The sequence below is a fragment of the Syntrophorhabdaceae bacterium genome, assembly GCA_036504895.1.
In the GTDB taxonomy this organism is placed as follows: domain Bacteria; phylum Desulfobacterota; class Syntrophorhabdia; order Syntrophorhabdales; family Syntrophorhabdaceae; genus PNOM01.
Window position 1 is genome coordinate 1 of the sequence record DASXUJ010000076.1, and the last position, 17,264, is coordinate 17,264.

The 17,264-nt window shown below is 55.2% G+C and carries 11 protein-coding genes; 9 read left to right on the forward strand and 2 right to left on the reverse strand.

The window, feature by feature from the left end; genetic code table 11:
- Positions 1–336: 336 nt before the first annotated feature.
- The 8 genes from VGJ94_10760 (at position 337) to chrA (ending at position 9,432) form a co-directional block, all read left to right on the forward strand.
- Positions 337–1,212, forward strand: a complete 876-nt coding sequence (locus VGJ94_10760; GenBank protein HEY3277091.1) for a glycine--tRNA ligase subunit alpha — start codon at positions 337–339, stop codon at positions 1,210–1,212.
- A 9-nt stretch (positions 1,213–1,221) separates the two neighbouring features.
- A complete protein-coding gene (gene glyS, locus VGJ94_10765) occupies positions 1,222–3,294 on the forward strand; it encodes a glycine--tRNA ligase subunit beta (protein HEY3277092.1) in 2,073 nt (690 codons plus the stop codon).
- A gap of 13 nt (positions 3,295–3,307) precedes the next feature.
- A complete protein-coding gene (gene ppdK, locus VGJ94_10770) occupies positions 3,308–6,058 on the forward strand; it encodes a pyruvate, phosphate dikinase (protein HEY3277093.1) in 2,751 nt (916 codons plus the stop codon).
- 24 nt (positions 6,059–6,082) lie between these two features.
- Positions 6,083–6,625, forward strand: a complete 543-nt coding sequence (locus VGJ94_10775) for an epoxyqueuosine reductase QueH (protein ID HEY3277094.1) — start codon at positions 6,083–6,085, stop codon at positions 6,623–6,625.
- Positions 6,626–6,629: 4 nt separating this feature from the next.
- Complete coding sequence (locus tag VGJ94_10780) at positions 6,630–6,842, forward strand: DUF2905 domain-containing protein (GenBank protein ID HEY3277095.1); 213 nt, start codon at positions 6,630–6,632, stop codon at positions 6,840–6,842.
- A gap of 9 nt (positions 6,843–6,851) precedes the next feature.
- Positions 6,852–7,652 carry a DsbC family protein gene (locus VGJ94_10785; protein ID HEY3277096.1) on the forward strand — a complete coding sequence of 267 codons (801 nt, stop codon included), beginning with the start codon at positions 6,852–6,854 and terminating at the stop codon, positions 7,650–7,652.
- 61 nt (positions 7,653–7,713) lie between these two features.
- On the forward strand, positions 7,714–8,271 hold the full coding sequence (locus tag VGJ94_10790; GenBank protein HEY3277097.1) for a hydrolase: 558 nt from the start codon (positions 7,714–7,716) through the stop codon (positions 8,269–8,271).
- Between the two features lie 6 nt (positions 8,272–8,277).
- Positions 8,278–9,432: a chromate efflux transporter gene (chrA, locus tag VGJ94_10795; protein HEY3277098.1), complete on the forward strand. Its 1,155-nt coding sequence runs from the start codon at positions 8,278–8,280 to the stop codon at positions 9,430–9,432.
- On the opposite strand, the gene VGJ94_10800 is transcribed toward chrA, so the two are convergent.
- Complete coding sequence (locus VGJ94_10800) at positions 9,425–9,877, reverse strand: hypothetical protein (protein ID HEY3277099.1); 453 nt, start codon at positions 9,875–9,877, stop codon at positions 9,425–9,427. The two genes, chrA and VGJ94_10800, sit on opposite strands and share 8 nt — an antisense overlap.
- Before the next feature lie 470 nt (positions 9,878–10,347).
- Here VGJ94_10800 and VGJ94_10805 point away from each other — a divergent pair, with 470 nt between their 5' ends.
- Positions 10,348–12,423, forward strand: coding sequence for an FAD-dependent oxidoreductase (locus VGJ94_10805; protein HEY3277100.1), 2,076 nt, complete (start codon positions 10,348–10,350; stop codon positions 12,421–12,423).
- A gap of 747 nt (positions 12,424–13,170) precedes the next feature.
- Here VGJ94_10805 and VGJ94_10810 read toward each other — a convergent pair.
- Positions 13,171–16,536 carry a hypothetical protein gene (locus VGJ94_10810; GenBank protein ID HEY3277101.1) on the reverse strand — a complete coding sequence of 1,122 codons (3,366 nt, stop codon included), beginning with the start codon at positions 16,534–16,536 and terminating at the stop codon, positions 13,171–13,173.
- Positions 16,537–17,264: the final 728 nt, after the last annotated feature.

Sequence of the window (17,264 nt, forward strand, 5' to 3'; positions counted from 1 at the left end):
CCCGCGAGCTTGCCCGGCATCCTTATTATAAGGAAATCAAATGTGCCGGTGTGAGTGGTCGCTGAATCGGAAGGGATGTTCCAGATTCGTCGTCCACTGAGCATCATAGCGCGGAGGCGTATATGCATACGTCGGAGTGCATGAGCGGAAGTGGGCGGCGGAGATGGGGCATCCCTTCCGATTCAGCGACCGTCCAAGTGCACGCCTTTTCTCCCTCCCATCCTCCACCAACTCCCCCATCTCTCCCCCGCTTTTCCCTCTTTATCCATCCCAGCCGCCTGAATTTAATGGCGATGGGCGCGGATTTTATGTTATACAGAATTCAGGAGATAACCAATGTATTTTCAGGACTTGATATTTGCCTTGCAGAAATATTGGGCTGACAAGGGATGCGTGGTGCAGCAGCCTTATGACATGGAGGTCGGCGCGGGCACCTTTCACCCTGCCACATTCCTGCGGTCTTTGGGACCCGAACCATGGAACGCCGCCTATGCCCAGCCCTCCCGGCGTCCCGCCGACGGGCGCTACGGCGAGAACCCGAACCGGCTCCAGCACTACTACCAGTTCCAGGTCGTCATGAAGCCCTCGCCCAAGGACATCCAGAACCTCTATATCGATAGCCTCCGCGCCTTCGGCATCGATCCCGCATACCACGACATCCGCTTCGTCGAGGACGACTGGGAATCACCCACCTTGGGTGCTTGGGGCCTCGGCTGGGAAGTCTGGCTCGACGGCATGGAGATCACCCAGTTCACCTATTTTCAGCAGGTGGGAGGCATCAGCCTCGCTCCCGTCACCGTGGAGATCACCTACGGCACCGAGCGCATCGCCATGTACCTCCAGGACGTGGACAACGTCTTTCACATCAAGTGGAATAAGGACATCCTCTACAAGGACCTCTACCTCGAGCCCGAAAAAGAATATTCCACCTATAATTTCGAGGAATCGGACGCCGCCATGCTCCGCTCCCTGTTCGACATGTACGAGCGCGAAGGCGAGAGGATCGGCCGTGGACGGGAGCTCGTCTACCCTTCCTATGATTACTGCCTCAAGTGCTCCCATGTCTTCAACCTCCTCGATGCCCGCGGCGCGATCAGCGTCACCGAACGGGCCAACTACATAGGCAGAGTGAGAAACCTCGCAAAGCTCTGCGCGGAGCTTTATATTAAGAAGAGGGAAGAAGCAGGGTTCCCCCTTTTGAGAAATGGATAACCTAAGAATATGAGAGATTTCTTACTTGAAGTTGGCACCGAAGAGATTCCCGCCCGTTTTCTCGAGCCGGCAAGAGAAGGCCTGACCCGGACGCTGAAAGAGCTCCTCGGCGGGGCACTGATCTCCTTTGACGAGCCCGAAGTCTACGCGACCCCGCGACGGATAGCGGTCCTTATCAAGAATATGGCGGATGCCCAGAATGAGAGCGTCTCTGTCAAGTTCGGCCCCCCCTACAACAGGGCCTTCAATCCCGAGGGTGAGCCCACCCCCGCGGCAACCGGTTTCGCGAAATCCCAGGGGGTCGGCCTCGACGACCTCAAGAAAGGCATAAAAGACGGCGTCGAATTCGTAGTGGTAGAGAAGAAGGAAGGGGGCAGGCAGACGCGGGACGTCCTTCCCGGCATCCTGAAAGACGCGGTCGCAAAAATTCCCTTCCAGAAGCGCATGAGGTGGGGCGCGGGGACATTCGAATTCGCCCGGCCCATACAGTGGCTCGTCGCCCTCTTCGGTCCGGACCTCATCGATTTCACCCTCGCCGACGTGAGAAGCGGGAAGACCACCCTCGGCCACAGGTTCCTCTCGGAAGGGCCCATCACCCTCGCAGACCCTTCGGAATACCTCGAGAAGCTGAAGGCCGGCTCGATCATGCTCAAAGAAGAAGACCGGCTCGACCTGATCCGAAAAGGCATCGCAAAGAACGAAGAAGAGACGGCGGGCCAGGCCCTGAAGGATGAGGAGCTGATCAGGGAGATCGTCTATATCACGGAATTTCCCTATGCCCTGCGGGGCGCTTTCGACGAGAAGTACCTCGCTATCCCCAAAGAGGTGCTCGTCAATGTGATGAAGTCCCATCAGAAATATATTCCGCTCTTCACCGCCGAAGGCAGCCTCATGCCCTATTTCATCTTTTTCGCCAATACGGTGCCGAAAGACGACGCCAACGTAATCCGGGGTAATGAGAAGGTCCTGAGGGCGCGCCTCGCGGACGCGGAATTCTTTTTTCACGAAGATAAGAAGGCGAAGCTCTACGACCTCTACGACCGCCTCTCCTCCATCGTCTGGCACGTGAAGCTCGGAACCCTCAAAGAGAAGACGGAAAGGGTGGCTCAGGTCGCTGCATTTCTCGCCACGGTTCTCGGCTACCAGGAGAAAGGGCAGATCGAAAGGGCGGTCCGGCTCATGAAATCGGACCTCCTCACCCACATGGTGGGGGAATTCCCCGAGCTCCAGGGCATCATGGGCAGGATCTATGCCGAAGCCCAGGGGGAAACGCCTGAAGTGGCCCTCGCCATAGAAGAGCATTACCTCCCGACGGGCGGAAACGGCGCAATTCCCGCAACCTCCCTGGGGTCGATCCTCGCCGTTGCCGACAAGATCGACAGCCTCGTCTCCTTCTTTTCCGTTGGCATAAGCCCTACCGGGAACCTCGACCCCTTCGCCCTGCGCAGGCAGGCCCTCGGGCTCATGAAGACAATCATGGAGCGGAAGCTCTCCATCCCCCTGAAAAGGCTCATCGAAAAATCGTACGAGAGCGGCTCCGCCATAAAGAAACGGGTCAGCCTTGAAGAGACCATGGCGGCGCTTCTCGAGTTCATGACCACCCGCTTCAAATTCTCCATGATCGAAGAAGGACACAACCAGGAATTCGTGGAAAGCGTGCTGCCCGTGGTGGCCGAGGATATCCATGACGGCGCTCTCAGGCTTCATGCCCTCGAAACCCAGGATTCGATCGAGGACTTCAAGAGGCTCATGGTGGGGTTCAAACGGGTCTATAACATCACCAAGGCCCTCACGGAAGAGGTGGAAGTAAATCGGTCCCTTCTTGCCGAAGGGGAAGAAGAGGCCCTGTTCGACCTCTATGAACGGACAAAGGAGGGGTTTTTCTCTTCCATGGATGCGGGAAATTACAAAGACGCCCTCGCGCTCCTCGTGGGGTTCAAAGAAACGATCGACCACTTCTTCGATAAGGTCTTCGTCATGGACAAAGATGACGCCATACGCACCAACAGGCTTGCCCTCCTCAAGAAAATAAAGGACATGTTCCTCCGATTCGCAGACTTTTCGAAAATCCGAATAGACTAAGGAGAACAAGACCATGGCAAAGTACGTCTATCTCTTCGCCGGAAAGAAGGCGGAGGCAGGGGAAAGGCTTAGAAATCTCGTAGGCGGCAAAGGCGCGGGCCTCGCCGACATGGTAAATCTCGCCATCCCCGTCCCTCCTGGCTTCACCATCACCACCGAGGCGTGCGTCTACTTCTATCAGAATAAGATGACCTTTCCTACGGGATTGAAGGAAGAGGTCATGGAAAAGATGAAGAAGGTCGAGGAGGCGATGGGCACATCCTTCGGCGACCCCGACAATCCGCTCCTCTTCTCCGTGAGGTCGGGGGCAAGGGTGAGCATGCCGGGCATGATGGACACGGTGCTCAACCTCGGATTGAACGATAAAGCGGTCAAAGGCCTCGCAAAACTTACGGGCAACGAGCGTTTCGCATGGGACTGCTATCGCCGCTTTATCCAGATGTACGGAGACGTGGTTATGGGGCTCAAACCGCAATCCAAGCAAGAGCGCGACCCCTTCGAGGTCCTGATAGAGGCCAAAAAGAAAGAGCGGAAAGTCTCCCTCGATACGGAGCTTACGGTCAAAGACCTGAAGGACCTCGTGGCGAGCTTCAAGAAACAGATAAAGACAAGGCTCAAAACCGAATTCCCCCAGGACCCCTACGAGCAGCTCTGGGGCGCCATCGGTGCGGTATTCAAGTCCTGGAACACGGAGAGGGCCGTGACATACCGGGAACTGAACAACATACCCGCCACGTGGGGCACGGCCGTCAATGTCCAATGCATGGTCTTCGGAAATATGGGCGAGAATTCCGGCACGGGCGTGGCCTTCACGAGGAACCCCGCGACCGGTGAAAATGAGTTCTACGGCGAATACCTCTTGAATGCCCAGGGCGAGGATGTGGTCGCGGGCATCAGGACCCCGCTGCCCATCAACTCGAAAGATAAATTATCCGATTCAATAAAATCGCTCGAAGAGGCAATGCCCGCCATCTATACGCAGCTCATGGGGATTCGCGGGAAACTGGAAGAGCGCTACCGGGATATGCAGGACATCGAGTTCACCATACAGAACGGCAAGCTCTGGATGCTCCAGACCCGGACAGGGAAGAGGACCGCCTTCGCTGAATTCAAGATCGCCGTCGATATGGTGAAAGAGAAACTCATCACAAAAGAAGAGGCCCTCATGCGGGTCAAGCCCGAGCAGTTGAGCCAGCTTATGCGGCCCATATTCGATCCCAAAGAAAAAGTGAAGGCCTTCGTCGCAGGGCGTCTCCTGGCAAAGGGGTTAAACGCCGGTCCCGGCGCCGCCTCCGGCAAGATCGTCTTTCATGCGGAAGACGCCGAGGCATGGGCGGCCCGCGGCGAGCGGGTCATCCTCGTGAGGAGCGAGACCTCACCCGAAGACCTGCGGGGCATGAACGCGGCCCAGGGCATACTCACCTCCACAGGCGGCGTCTCCAGCCATGCGGCCCTCGTGGCGCGGCAGATGGGTAAAATCTGCGTGGCCGGGTGCGGCGAGGTGGAGATCGATTACCGGACGAAGATCCTCTCCGCGAGGGGAAGGAGCCTCAAGGAAGGGGATTTCATCTCCCTTGACGGCACCACGGGAGAGGTATTCGAGGGCGAGATCAAGACCATACCTTCGGAGATCCTGAGGGTCATCGTGGAGAAGAGCCTGAACCCTAAAGATTCTAAAATTTATAAGGACTTCAAGCTTCTCATGAAGTGGGCGGACAATACGCGGACCCTGGGGATAAGGACGAATGCGGACGAGCCCATGCAGGCGGAAGTGGCGGTCGCCTTCGGCGCGGAGGGCATCGGTCTGTGCAGGACGGAGCACATGTTTTTCGCAGGAGAACGGATCGACGCGGTGAGGGAGATGATCGTGGCGAGCGACCTTCAGGGCAGAAAAAAAGCCCTCGCGAAAATCCTCCCCATGCAGCAGGAGGATTTTACGGGCCTCTTCAGGGTCATGAACGGGTTGCCCGTCACCATAAGGACCCTCGATCCCCCGCTCCACGAATTCCTCCCCCACACGGATAAAGAGACCAGGGCCCTCGCGGCCAAGGCAGGGGTCCCCTACGAGACGGTGGCGGCAAAGATCGAGACCCTGCGCGAGGAGAACCCCATGCTCGGCCACCGGGGGTGCCGACTCGGCATCGTCTATCCCGAGATTACCGAAATGCAGGTGCGCGCCATATTCGAGGCGGCCTGCCGGGTGAAGAAAGAAGGCGTCACGGTGAAGCCCGAGATCATGATACCTCTCGTGGGATACGTGCGGGAGTTCGCCCTCCAAAAAGAGATCGTCGACCGGATCGCCACGGAGGTGATGGCCGCTCATAAAGAAAAAATCGAATATCGCGTGGGGACCATGATCGAGGTACCGAGGGCCGCCATCACGGCGGATGAGATCGCCGGGGTCGCCGAGTTCTTCTCCTTCGGCACCAACGACCTCACCCAGACCACCCTCGCCATGAGCAGGGACGACGCGGTGAAGTTCCTGAAGTACTATACGGAGCATGAGGTTATTCCCTACGACCCTTTCCAGAGGATCGACGAGGGCGGCGTGGGCAAGCTCATGAAGATCGGAGTCGACCTCGGCAGGAAAGCGCGGAGGAACCTCAAGGTCGGCATTTGCGGCGAGCATGGAGGGGAGCCCAATTCCATCGATTTTTGCCACCGGCTGGGGCTCGATTACGTGAGCTGCTCACCCTACAGGGTCACCATCGCGAAACTTGCCGCGGCCAGGGCAGCGATCCAGCACAAGAAGAAGGCGAAATAGGACCTTGTTCCCAAGGAGGCGGCCATGAGGGTCGGCAACAAAGTGCTCCTCCATATATGCTGCGCCCCGTGCAGCATATATGTGCTCCGGGAGCTGAGGGCGGAAGGCCGGGAGGTCTCCGGCTACTTCTTCAACCCCAACATCCATCCCTATACGGAATTTCTGAAGCGCCTTGTCACTCTTGAGAATTACGCGAAAATATGCCTCCTCCCCTTGACGGTCGATCGGGAGTACGATCTCGAAGGTTTTTTAACAGGGGCCCTGCCGCTCGGAAAGGACCGCTGCCTCTTCTGCTACAGGATGAGGCTGGCCCGGGTCTTCATGAAGGCCTCCGAGGCAGGCATGGATGCGGTATCCACCACGCTCCTCTACAGTAAGCACCAGCGGCACGAGGAGATCAAGGCCATCGGTTTCGAGCTGGCCGAAACATATGGAGTTTCCTTTCTTTACCGGGACTTCCGGCGAGGATGGAAGGAGGGGATCGACGAGTCGAAGGCCCTCAATATGTACCGCCAGCCCTATTGCGGCTGTATCATGAGCGAGTACGAGCGTTACGGAGGAAAATAGGCCGATGCAGGGTATGGGGAAAATGCTGGTCCTGGCGGGCATCGTGCTCGTGGTGGTGGGTCTCGCCTTCATGTTCGGCGATAAGATCCCCTTTCTCGGGAAACTGCCGGGCGATATTTACGTGAAGAAGGAGCGGTTCAGCTTCTATTTCCCCCTCACCACGAGCATCATCATCAGCATCATTCTCACCATACTTTTTTCCATATTCAGAAAGTAAGGAGGACATATGAAAAAGAAGGGATTCATTGCAGTACTTATCATGGTTTTTGTCTACGCCTTCACCCTTTCGGCCCTTGCCCAAACCACCGATACCGGTAAAAAAGGGAAAGGCGGAAAAGCCTCGAAGCAAAAAGTGGAGAAGCAGGAATCTGCGGAAGAGACGTTTAAGAAGATGTTTCCCCAGGTGAAGATCGATTCCATCCAGCCGACGGATATAAAGGGGATTTACGAGATCACCTCGGGCCCGAATATCGCCTATTTTGCGCCTGACCCCGGCTATCTCATCGTGGGCGAGATCAGAGACCGGACCGGCGTCTCCCTTACGGCCAAACGCCGGGAGCAGCTCCAGGCCGCGACCTACGGGACAATGGCGGTAAAGGCGAAGGAACTCCCCCTCGATAAGGCAGTCAAGATCGGAGAGGGAAAGGGCAAGGTCATAGAGTTTACCGACCCGGATTGTCCTTACTGCAGGAAGGCCTCGGAATTTTTCAATAAACAGAAGGATGTAACGAGATATGTATTCTTCATGCCCCTTCCCAATCATCCCGATGCGGAAAATAAGGTCAGATATGTGTTTTGCGCCACCGATAAGGCCGCAGCCTATGAAGAGGCCATGACAGGCAAACTGGACGGCAAAAAATACGAGGTCTGCAAAACGCCTGAAGTGGACGGCCTCCTCGCGCTTCACAAAGAATGGGCAGTCAAGCTGGGCATAAACAGCACGCCTTTTTTCATCGTCAACGATCAGGTGGTCTCCGGAGCGGATATCCCGAAGCTCGAACAGGCCCTGAAGCAAAACAGCAAATAAGGGAATGCAAGGCCGCCGCTCATATGGGGCGGCCTTGCGCGGACAAGGGGAGGATACTATCATGTGCACCATTCAACAGGAGAGGAATGTGATCACCCGGGACAACTCTATTCTCGTAATTATCGATGTGCAGGAAAAACTGATGCCCGCGATTGCGGGCCGGGAGACGGTCATCGCAAACATTGTACGTCTCGCCCGGTTCGCGAAGATCGTGGGGATTCCGGTACTCGTCACGGAGCAGGAGAAGCTCGGCCCCACCGTGACCGAGGTGCGTGAGGCCCTGCCGGAGGCGGAGCCGGTCAGGAAGGTCCATTTCAATTGCCTTTCCTGTCATGATTTTACCGACCGCCTCCATGGAACAGGAAGGAAAACACTCGTACTCACCGGAGCAGAGGCGCACATATGCGTTGCCCAGACCGCGTTTCAGGCGGGATCGGGCTACGCGGTCCACGTGGTAGCCGACGCCGTATCGTCGAGGGTCCTGGAGAACAAGGAGATTGCCCTCAGGAGGATGATGCAGGAGGGTGCGCTCATCACTTCCACGGAGATGTTTATCTACGAGATCCTCGGAAAGGCCGGCACGGACGAATTCAAGGCGGTCCTGCCCCTGGTCAAATAGATTCAGGTGAAGAGTCCCGATCTTTCCGATCTTTTCCTGTCGTTTTTGAGGCTCGGCATCACCGCATTCGGGGGCCCCGCCATGGTCGTCTATATCAGGGACTTGGCAGTCCGTCGTCAGGGATGGCTCGACGAGAGCACCTTCGACGACGGGGTCGCCCTCTGCCAGTCCATACCCGGCGCTACCGCGATGCAGACCGCCGCATATGTGGGATTGAAGAGCCGTGGCGTGTGGGGCGCCCTCATCGCCTTTATCGGCTTCGGCCTTCCCGCCTTTTTCTTCATGACCGCCCTCTCCTCTTTATATCTGCGTTACCATACACTCCATGCAGCCCTCGCCCTTTTTTCGGTCCTCCAGGTGATTGTGGTCGCCCTCGTCGCGAATGCTGCCCTCCTCCTGGGACGGGGCCTCATGAAAAGGCCCGCTCAAATCGGACTCGCCCTCGTCTCCGCCCTTTTATTCGCCGTGGGAGCGAGCCCCTTCCTCGTCATCCTCCTGGGGGCCGCCCTGGGTGCACTCTTTTTACGGGTAAAAAGGCGCGGCGGAAGCCCTCAAGGCGCGTACCATACACCGTTGGATGTGAGACCGATACTCCTGGTAGCCCTTTTCGTGGCTGCCGGGATGTATGGGGCCTTTGCCGTAAGCCCGAGGCTCTTCGAGGTCGCCCTGGCGATGTTCAAGATAGATTGCTTCGCCTTCGGCGGGGGATTCGGGGCCCTGCCCCTCATGCTCCACGAGGTGGTGGCGGTCAAAGGCTGGATGACCGGCCCCACCTTTATGGACGGGATCGCACTGGGCCAGGTGACGCCCGGCCCCATCATGATTACCGCCACATTCGTAGGATATCTCACGGAAGGAATACGCGGCGCCGTCGTAGCCACGGGCGCGGTATTCGCCCCTTCCTTCCTCTTCCTTCTTATTACCACGCCCCTCTTTGACCGCCTTAAATCATCGACATATTTCGTGGCGGCCACAAAGGGCGCCTTCGCCACGTTTCTGGGCCTCCTCCTTTTCATGACCGTCAAGTTCGCCTTTCTCGTGCCCTGGGATTATACCCGCGTTGCCATAGCCATGCTCGCCTTCGCGGCATTACTCAAGAAAGTCGATACCTTCTACATAGTGGTGGCCGGGGCCGTTCTCTCTCTGCTCGTGTTCAGGTAGTCGGATTTACCGAGGTCACGGGAGGATTAATAGATGCATCTGTTTCGGGTTGGTCGACAATCGCTATGTCGATCCCTGAAGTCCGGCACGTGAGGGCGTAACAGGCCTCTCCCCCATCTTTTTCCCGGGAGCTGAAAAAGATGGTCTTCTCTCTGAACCTCACCCCGAAAAGAATACAAATACTTTGGAGCTGTTTCTTCTCGTCGATCTGACAGTCGGTGACATTCCTGATGGTGACCCTGCAAGGCACGGGCTCTTTTGACTGTGTGGGATGGCCGAGAAATGACCTCTCCAGAATCGGGAATCGCTCCAGCAGAAAAGAGACCGTCCCTGTAGTCGTAAGGTAGTTCACCTCCGACGGGTGCAGGATTGCCCTGCCCAGGAGGGAACCGACCTCCTTTAATATGCCTTCGGGTAAGTCGCTACCCTGGACCCTGAGGTTCATACACCTATTCTGTTTCGCGGAGAAGGAAATTTCAAGTATAGGTCAGGGGGCCGGCCCCGTCTGTTTGTACAAATTCCCTGTGCATGATATTATCCAATGAAGGATTGCCGAGTGTGCGGAAGAGTGTACAATCCAGGGCAATGCCGAGTGTGCGGAAGAGTGTACAATTATAAGAGGTTACGACCCCAAGAACGCATTGTTCCTGTTGGATTCGGGAATTCGAGAATTTTTTGCTTAAGTGCAAAAAACCTGATATAATTATTATTATACTGGTCTAATAAATGGGGCCGGTGAGCAGAAAATACCTTCTATGGTCATACTGGCAAAATACACAGTTTATTATTATACCGGTCTAATAATTGGAGCAGGTGAGCAAGAAATACGTTCGGTGGTCAGACTGACTTAACACACAGACAAAGGGTTTTCGACGGCCCGATATATATAATACCCAATAAAAATGGAGGATATCCATGGTAGACGGCAGGTACAAGCATCTGTTTTCCCCCTTCAAGATCGGCAAAGTCGAGTTGAAAAACCGACTGGCCAAGACTGCGGCCCAGACCTATTTTTTCGACTCCGGCGAGCACCGCATCAGCACCCTGGCCAAGGCATTTTACGGGGCCCTCGCGAAGGGCGGCCTCGGACTCGTGATCGTCGAGACCCCGGCAATGGAATGGCCCCTGTCCCAGGAGGGCGACCGCCGGTTTCGGATCGACGACGATAAATACATTAAAGATATCAAACAATTGACGGACGAGATCCATAAATATGATTGCCCCACTTTTCTCCAGTTCTATCACCGGGGACCCTGGGGCGGCGTCTATCACACGATAGCGCCCCGGGTAGCCGCTTCCGCAGTGACCTTGAAATCGGAATTCGACGTCCATGAGGCGGAGCCGCCCCACCCGCTTACCATAGCCGAGATCGAAGAGATCACGGAGCGCTACGCGAGTGGCGCGTTAAGGGCCGCTAAGGCAGGCTTCGACGGGCTCGAGATCAACGCGGGCGCCGACCACCTCTTCCATACCTTCCTTTCCCGTTTCTGGAACAAGAGAGATGACGAGTACGGCCCCCAGAGCATGGAGAACAGGACGCGTTTTCTGGTCAACATAATTAAAGAGATAAAGAAACGGGCGGGACAGGATTTCCCGGTCCAGGTACTCATGAATGCCATCGAGATCGGGGCAGGCGAGGAAGGCTTCACCGTAGAAGAGGCCATCGAGGTTGCGAAGATCTTCGAGAATGTGGGGGTGGACTGTCTCCATGTGAGGTCCCACTGGGCAGGCATGCACCAGGGATCATACCACCACGACGTACTCTTTTATCCGGACACCCATATCCCCATAGCGGAGTTTCCCAAGGAATTGGATTGGAGCCGCAGGGGGCCCCTTGCCAACATGCCTCTTACCGCGATCATGAAGAAGGCGGTCAACATACCCGTCATGGCCGTCGGCGGCTTCGATGCCGACCTGGGTGAAATGGTCCTGAAAGAGGGCAACGCCGACCTCATCGGCATGACCAGGCGCCTTTTCGCCGATCCCGAATATGCCAATAAAGTCAAAGAGGGCAGGCTGGACGACATTCAGCCCTGCACGCACTGCGGCAACTGCAATAAATCCTATGGCGAGCCCCGCCACTGCCGCATCAACGCGAGCTTCGGCAGGGAGCAGTATGAACTGAGCCCCCTCAAGAAAAAGAAAAAGGTGGTAGTGGTCGGAGGCGGCCCGGCCGGAATGCAGGCTGCCCGCGTCGCAGCCGCGAGAGGTCACGAGGTCACCCTTTTCGAAAAGGGCCACTATCTGGGCGGCGCCCTGCCCCTTGCAGCCATGGTCAAAGGCTTCGAGGTCGAAGACCTGACCCAATTCATCGATTATTTCAAGGGCCAGATCAATAAGCTCGGGGTCACCACAAAGCTTTCGACCGAATTCAAGGCAACAGATATAGACCGGATAAAACCGGACGTCCTCGTCATGGCCTTGGGCGGCGTGCCCGTCTATCCGAACCTGCCCGGCATGAACCTCCGCAAGGTGCTCAAAAGCAGCGACCTCTACGGCACGCTGAGATTCTATTTAAGGCTCTTCGGCCCGAAAATGCTCCGCAAGCTCACCGGCATCTGGATGCCCGTAGGCAAGAACGTAGCCATTATCGGCGGCTCCATACAGGGCTGCCAATTGGGCGAGTTCCTGACCAAGAGAGGCAGAAACGTGACCATCGTTGAGACAGGCGACGCAATGGGCGACGGCCTCGCCCCCGAAAGACAGACCCGCCTCTTCTACTGGTTCAGAAAAAAAGGCGTACCCATGCTGACCGGCGTCAAGCTCGTGGAGATCAATGACAAGGGGTTGGTAATAAAGACAAAAGAAGGCGAGAAAAAAACCATCCCCGCCGATAACGTAATCCCCGCCCTCCCCTTCGCGCCGAACAAGGACCTGGCAAAGAACCTCAAGAAGAAAGTAAAAGAAGTCTACAACATAGGCGACGGCGAATTACCCGGCGTCATACCCGACACCACAGCAGCGGGCTGGGAAGTAGGGAACAAAATCTAAGCAGCTTTTATCGCCCGCTGTGTGCCTCGATGGCATGGGGCGGGACGAAAGAAAAATGTAGGGGAGGCGCAGCTTCGGGATGCTCGAAGCTGCGCCTTTTCTTTTTATATAACGGGATTAATGCCGATATCTCCTAAATTAATCCGAGAGGGAAGGCAAAGCAAAGGACAAAGGAAAAGACAAAAGGCAAGGACAAAAGGAAAAGACAAAAGGCAAGGACAAAGGCAAAACGGGGGGCTAAGCCTGTTTGGGGAACGGGCGGCCTGCGGGAGTCATTCCTTCCGCTCCACCTGCTCCGGGCCTGGACCCAAGACGCTCCCGGCTTCCTCGCGCTCAGTGCGCAGTCTATTTATGGAGTTTGGCACTTTGGTCGTCCGCAAACCGGCTGGTCCTGTCAGGCCCGATCCTCCTATCCGAACGTGCGTGCCGGCTACGCCGTCACCGGAATCCTACGCTGCAGGGTCCCTCAGCCCCTACGCAAGTCACTCCAGGAACGACCCCCACAACCCGCCCGTGGGTTCGACAGGGACATGGGCGATTCGTTATAGCACCTACAAGCAAAATAGCGGGGCTGAAGCGCTTGACCGAGAGTTGTGGTTTGAAAGCAAGTCCATCCAGCCTTCAGAAGATCTCGAAAGCAAGGCCAGCGGACACCCTTTTCCTGCAATTCCCTTCAAATGTCAAAATGTCACGGACGTCCCCCATGACCCCCATGGCTTATTTTTGTAACGACAACGGGAAGAGCGCTCACCTTCCGTATACGTCCTCCCTCCTCTCCTCTTCGATGGCATCTTTCAGTCGCTCTATTGCTAGTTTTTCCCCAATTCGTGCTATCTCCTTTATATCCGGGTCCTCATTTTTGGACAATTCGCTAAAGTGATGTTGCCACCGCCTCCACATGTTAGACAGTTTGCCCTCCCAACTCCAGCCGTCGCCAAAAACAGCATCGGCGATGTCCTTGGCTTGATATCCCTTGGCCAGTGCTAATCCTGCCTTGGGTATCCATTTGATTATGTCCCAGGTCTCCTCTCCCAGCGCCCCTTCTTTGAAGCCGCGAAGAGGTAAGAGGTGATAGTCTCTCTTCCTTGCGTCATTCAGAAGCGCTTCATAAACCATAAGAGAGTCGCCCACCAAGCTGTCGATCATTTTCGGGACATAGCGTTCATCCGCAACCAGTTGCAGGCTCGCCTTTCTCTTGTCCTCGTCCAGCGAACGAACAATCTCCCCTATAATCCTTTGTGTTTCATATGGAATTTCCTCCATAACGATATGTTCATTCAGCCACTGGTAACCGAGGTCAGTGTCTTTTTTTAATATTTCTCCGAGCCAATAATCATCGTGGTTCAATCTGAGGATAGCATTTCTCCACAAAGGCATTAGACTAGGGGAGATCTGGCCTACCGGGTCTGCCTGCCATTGAGCTATCGCCACCTTTCCTGATATCGCGGGATCTGTATTGGCAAGCAGTCTCGCCAATGTGGTATCGGGAGCCAGTCCCCGAAAACATAGCAACTCTACTACGCTTGACAGGCCCGCCAATTTCTCCAGTATATGGTCGAGCAGTTCTGGCGGAGGAGACTGCTTTGTCAAAACGATCTGGACTGCAATGTACCTGAGATTATCGATCTCGGCACATTTCATTACGTGCGTTTCCCAACCGGGTCCATCATTAACAACAATCTTCTTGAGAAAAGGCTCGACTAAATCACCGGACGCGCCAACCTCAATCAGTTTTTCAATCCAAACGGGGTGCGCTGTGACTCTCTCTGCAATCATACCGCAAACCAAAGGTGTCAGTCGAGGCCACGTGATTCCTGCAGCCCCGGCCTCGCTTTCCAGGAATGCTATTCTGTTGGCGACTTCAGCAGGGTTCTTCTTGGCAAATCGATTAGCCATGGTTTCGGCCATCTTTCTCCAATGTTCCTGGTCTCTTCTCCAATCGGGACCTTCCTTTACCGGGAAAAGAGTCAGAAAATCCCTGCCCACTCGTACGTCCAGTTTTATCCGCAGCGAGTGTGCGGTCGAGGCTAGACGATGAAGAAGGCCCAGCCGGGCTGTTGGCATTCGGGCAAGATCGTTCATTATTCTTGAAACGAGGACCTTCCTGGTTTCACGAAACCCTTTTTCAAGGCTTCCTCCCATAGGAGTTGGGAATGCCACTTCATGTATCAATTCAGCAATAGGGGGGATATCCACAGCCTTAAGCTTGGCAATGATGTGAAATGCCTTCGGCCACAAATCACAAATCTGATTCAGCTCGCGGAGAGTCACCGAGCCACTCTCTATCGTAAACTTGTCGCCTGAACCTGGGTCGGAAAAAACATTTGTATAATTAAGGGAAAACACGTGAGAAATAGCTCTCAGGCAAGTCGTCTCATCCAGACCGATTGCTAAGGCTTTTTCGATAGAGCGAAGAAGACACTCTCTCCTTTCTAATACCAGTCCCGAGCCGGGCCGGCTGCTCTCCACCCAATCCTGAATTATCCTTAGCGGATGATCCGTGGTGGAGTGCAGCGGCCTCAGATCTCCTGTGGCAGCCTTAATGAGCAGGGGAATGGCGGCCTCAGGTGCTCTATGAAGAGCGGGCCGAGCTATCTTCAGGATTTTCTCGGGATAGCATTCGAGGACCCTGCCAGCTTCATCCTCTCCAAGCCATGCATATGCGCTCCAAGCACCATCTCCTCCCCCCGCTTCCAATTTCGCAAACAAATCATCAGAAGAGATGAGGGCACCCCTCGCCTTGGCTCCTATCAAAGTGAGTAAAACGTCCTGCCTGTCAGGGGCATTGTAAATTAAGTCGGTCGGGTCTATACGGGCGGGACCTCCGAAAAAGATATCTCTAACCAAGGCAAAACGTAAGACCGCAGGATGCACCGATAGAGTCTTCCTATAACTGTCTTGTGATATCACCCCGCCCCATCCGAGGTAGGTTACAGTCTCTTGTAAATCAGCTATTGACAAGCCCAGGAAGCCCGCTGCAGCGTTTTGAGGCATGCCAGAGGAACCGCCGATTGCGAAGGCTGCCAATATGGGACCAATCCGTCTGCCTGTTATAGGTTCGAAGCTATTCAGAATCGTTTTACAGAGGACGTCCCCCAAAGCTACTCTATGTGCGTCACCATTGATACAAAGGTATGCGAGGGTAACAGCAAGACCTGGTCGGCCTTCGGCCTGGTTCACGAGTTCGCGGACCAGATCGACTGGGTCCCTGATCCCTAACTGACCGATTATTTCAACAATTTGATCTCTCGTCAACAGATCTAGCGGTCTACACTTCTGGGTCGTAAGGTTAAGAACGGAAAGGATCTTGTCCTCGGTACCAACCCAGCAACTGGCTATTATATCGAAGGAGGCGCCTATTTCCGTTCTCGCATGCGAGAGCCTTGTCAAGAAGGATGGGTCAAGATGAGCGTCGTCCACTATGACTATTTCGGGTCTGAGGGCTCGATAGGCTAGGGCAATTTTTGAAGTATCTCTGCTTATTACAAACAGGGCATCGCTTACCTTTGCAAGCTGGCGAAGAAGAAATGTCTTTCCCGATCCCGGCTGTCCCGTAAGCACCCTGTCCCCGGGTGTATCCGTGAGCCACTTCAAGTCTTCCTGCCTCCCGACCAGCGTTTCACTCGCGTAGGGCCTCGTGCTCAGAGGGACGGGGGAGAGAGGAGAGAGATCGCCTGTGAGATTCAGCAGCTCCAAGCACCACTTGGGATTGTAGAGCAGGCGGTCCGCGAAAGCCTCTCGATCATATATCTGCAGCAAGAGGAATTCCATGTTCTGAGCTCTTCCTTCGAGATTTCTCCGTTTCGCTGGCGTGAGAGCTTGGCTGGTAGCAAGTATGCACTTTCTCCTGTTCCCACCTTGCTCAATATAGGACCGCAAGTTCTTGGTCAGATTGCCAATCACATCCTTGCCTGTAGTCGATATTAAGGGAAACGGAATATCCTCGCGGTCGGCTACGGCTCCGTCCATACCGGCATCTGAACCTCCGCGAACAGGAACAAGTCCAGGAAAGTCTTTTCGCAACAGGTCAGCGGCGCATTTCTCAAAGAGGTCCGGGTCAAGCTGTCTGCCCAAGGCGTCGATGATTTGCTGGTAAAAGGGGTCTCTCTTCAAGGAATACCTCCTTTTGGTGAGATGGAAGGGTTGGATGCAAGTCTTCGCTATGTCAGTACCACTCGAAACGGCGGATGTCCAGAGGAATTTACGAAATTGTGGCTTCCGACAAGGAAGGGGCAAAGCTGCTTTCTGATAGGAAACTACCGATTACGTGCGGAAAGCGTTATATCGTCGAAGCGGGGTTAGGTCCGCACTTCAGGAAAAGAAACCGTTGCTTTAAACACACCTTTTCCGATAATATCCATACCACCTCTCGCGCTCACTTCTTTCCCCACTCCCGCGTCAGTGCCGCCGGCTCCATATTATTCAATAAATTAATTGTTGCCGGCCTGCTGTGGACGCTGGATTTTTGGGGATGGTTCAGATGTGCCGTCAGGCGAGGATTGGAGGCCGGAACTTGTGAAGAAATCAGTTTACCGAAGCCTCTGCTTTTGCTTTTGACTATAGTTTTACGGTTAGTCAGGTGACTAGGGCCGGTATTTCGACCGTAGCTTCTTGCCAGTCATCTTAGGTGGAGCTATTTGCTTCTTGTCCCTCTCTCATCCCCTTACCGCTTTCCTTTCGTCATCCCGCACATCGCGGTCTCCAGCAGAGTCTGATCCATAGCTTTATATTGTAGGTGAGGCAGGCCCAGATCGCCTCCGTCTCCGCCTTGATCCGTCCCCGGAGATGGAACTGGCGAAGCCCGAACTTATCCTTTATCCATGCGTTGGGGAATTCGGCCA

What these genes read in the sequence shown, in the direction of transcription:
- VGJ94_10760 (HEY3277091.1), top strand. Translation starts at nt 337, where the DNA reads ATGTATTTTCAGGACTTGATATTTGCCTTGCAGAAATATTGGGCTGAC.
- glyS (HEY3277092.1), top strand. Translation starts at nt 1,222, where the DNA reads ATGAGAGATTTCTTACTTGAAGTTGGCACCGAAGAGATTCCCGCCCGT.
- ppdK (HEY3277093.1), top strand. Translation starts at nt 3,308, where the DNA reads ATGGCAAAGTACGTCTATCTCTTCGCCGGAAAGAAGGCGGAGGCAGGG.
- VGJ94_10775 (HEY3277094.1), top strand. Translation starts at nt 6,083, where the DNA reads ATGAGGGTCGGCAACAAAGTGCTCCTCCATATATGCTGCGCCCCGTGC.
- VGJ94_10780 (HEY3277095.1), top strand. Translation starts at nt 6,630, where the DNA reads ATGCAGGGTATGGGGAAAATGCTGGTCCTGGCGGGCATCGTGCTCGTG.
- VGJ94_10785 (HEY3277096.1), top strand. Translation starts at nt 6,852, where the DNA reads ATGAAAAAGAAGGGATTCATTGCAGTACTTATCATGGTTTTTGTCTAC.
- VGJ94_10790 (HEY3277097.1), top strand. Translation starts at nt 7,714, where the DNA reads ATGTGCACCATTCAACAGGAGAGGAATGTGATCACCCGGGACAACTCT.
- VGJ94_10800 (HEY3277099.1), bottom strand. Translation starts at nt 9,877, where the DNA reads ATGAACCTCAGGGTCCAGGGTAGCGACTTACCCGAAGGCATATTAAAG.
- VGJ94_10805 (HEY3277100.1), top strand. Translation starts at nt 10,348, where the DNA reads ATGGTAGACGGCAGGTACAAGCATCTGTTTTCCCCCTTCAAGATCGGC.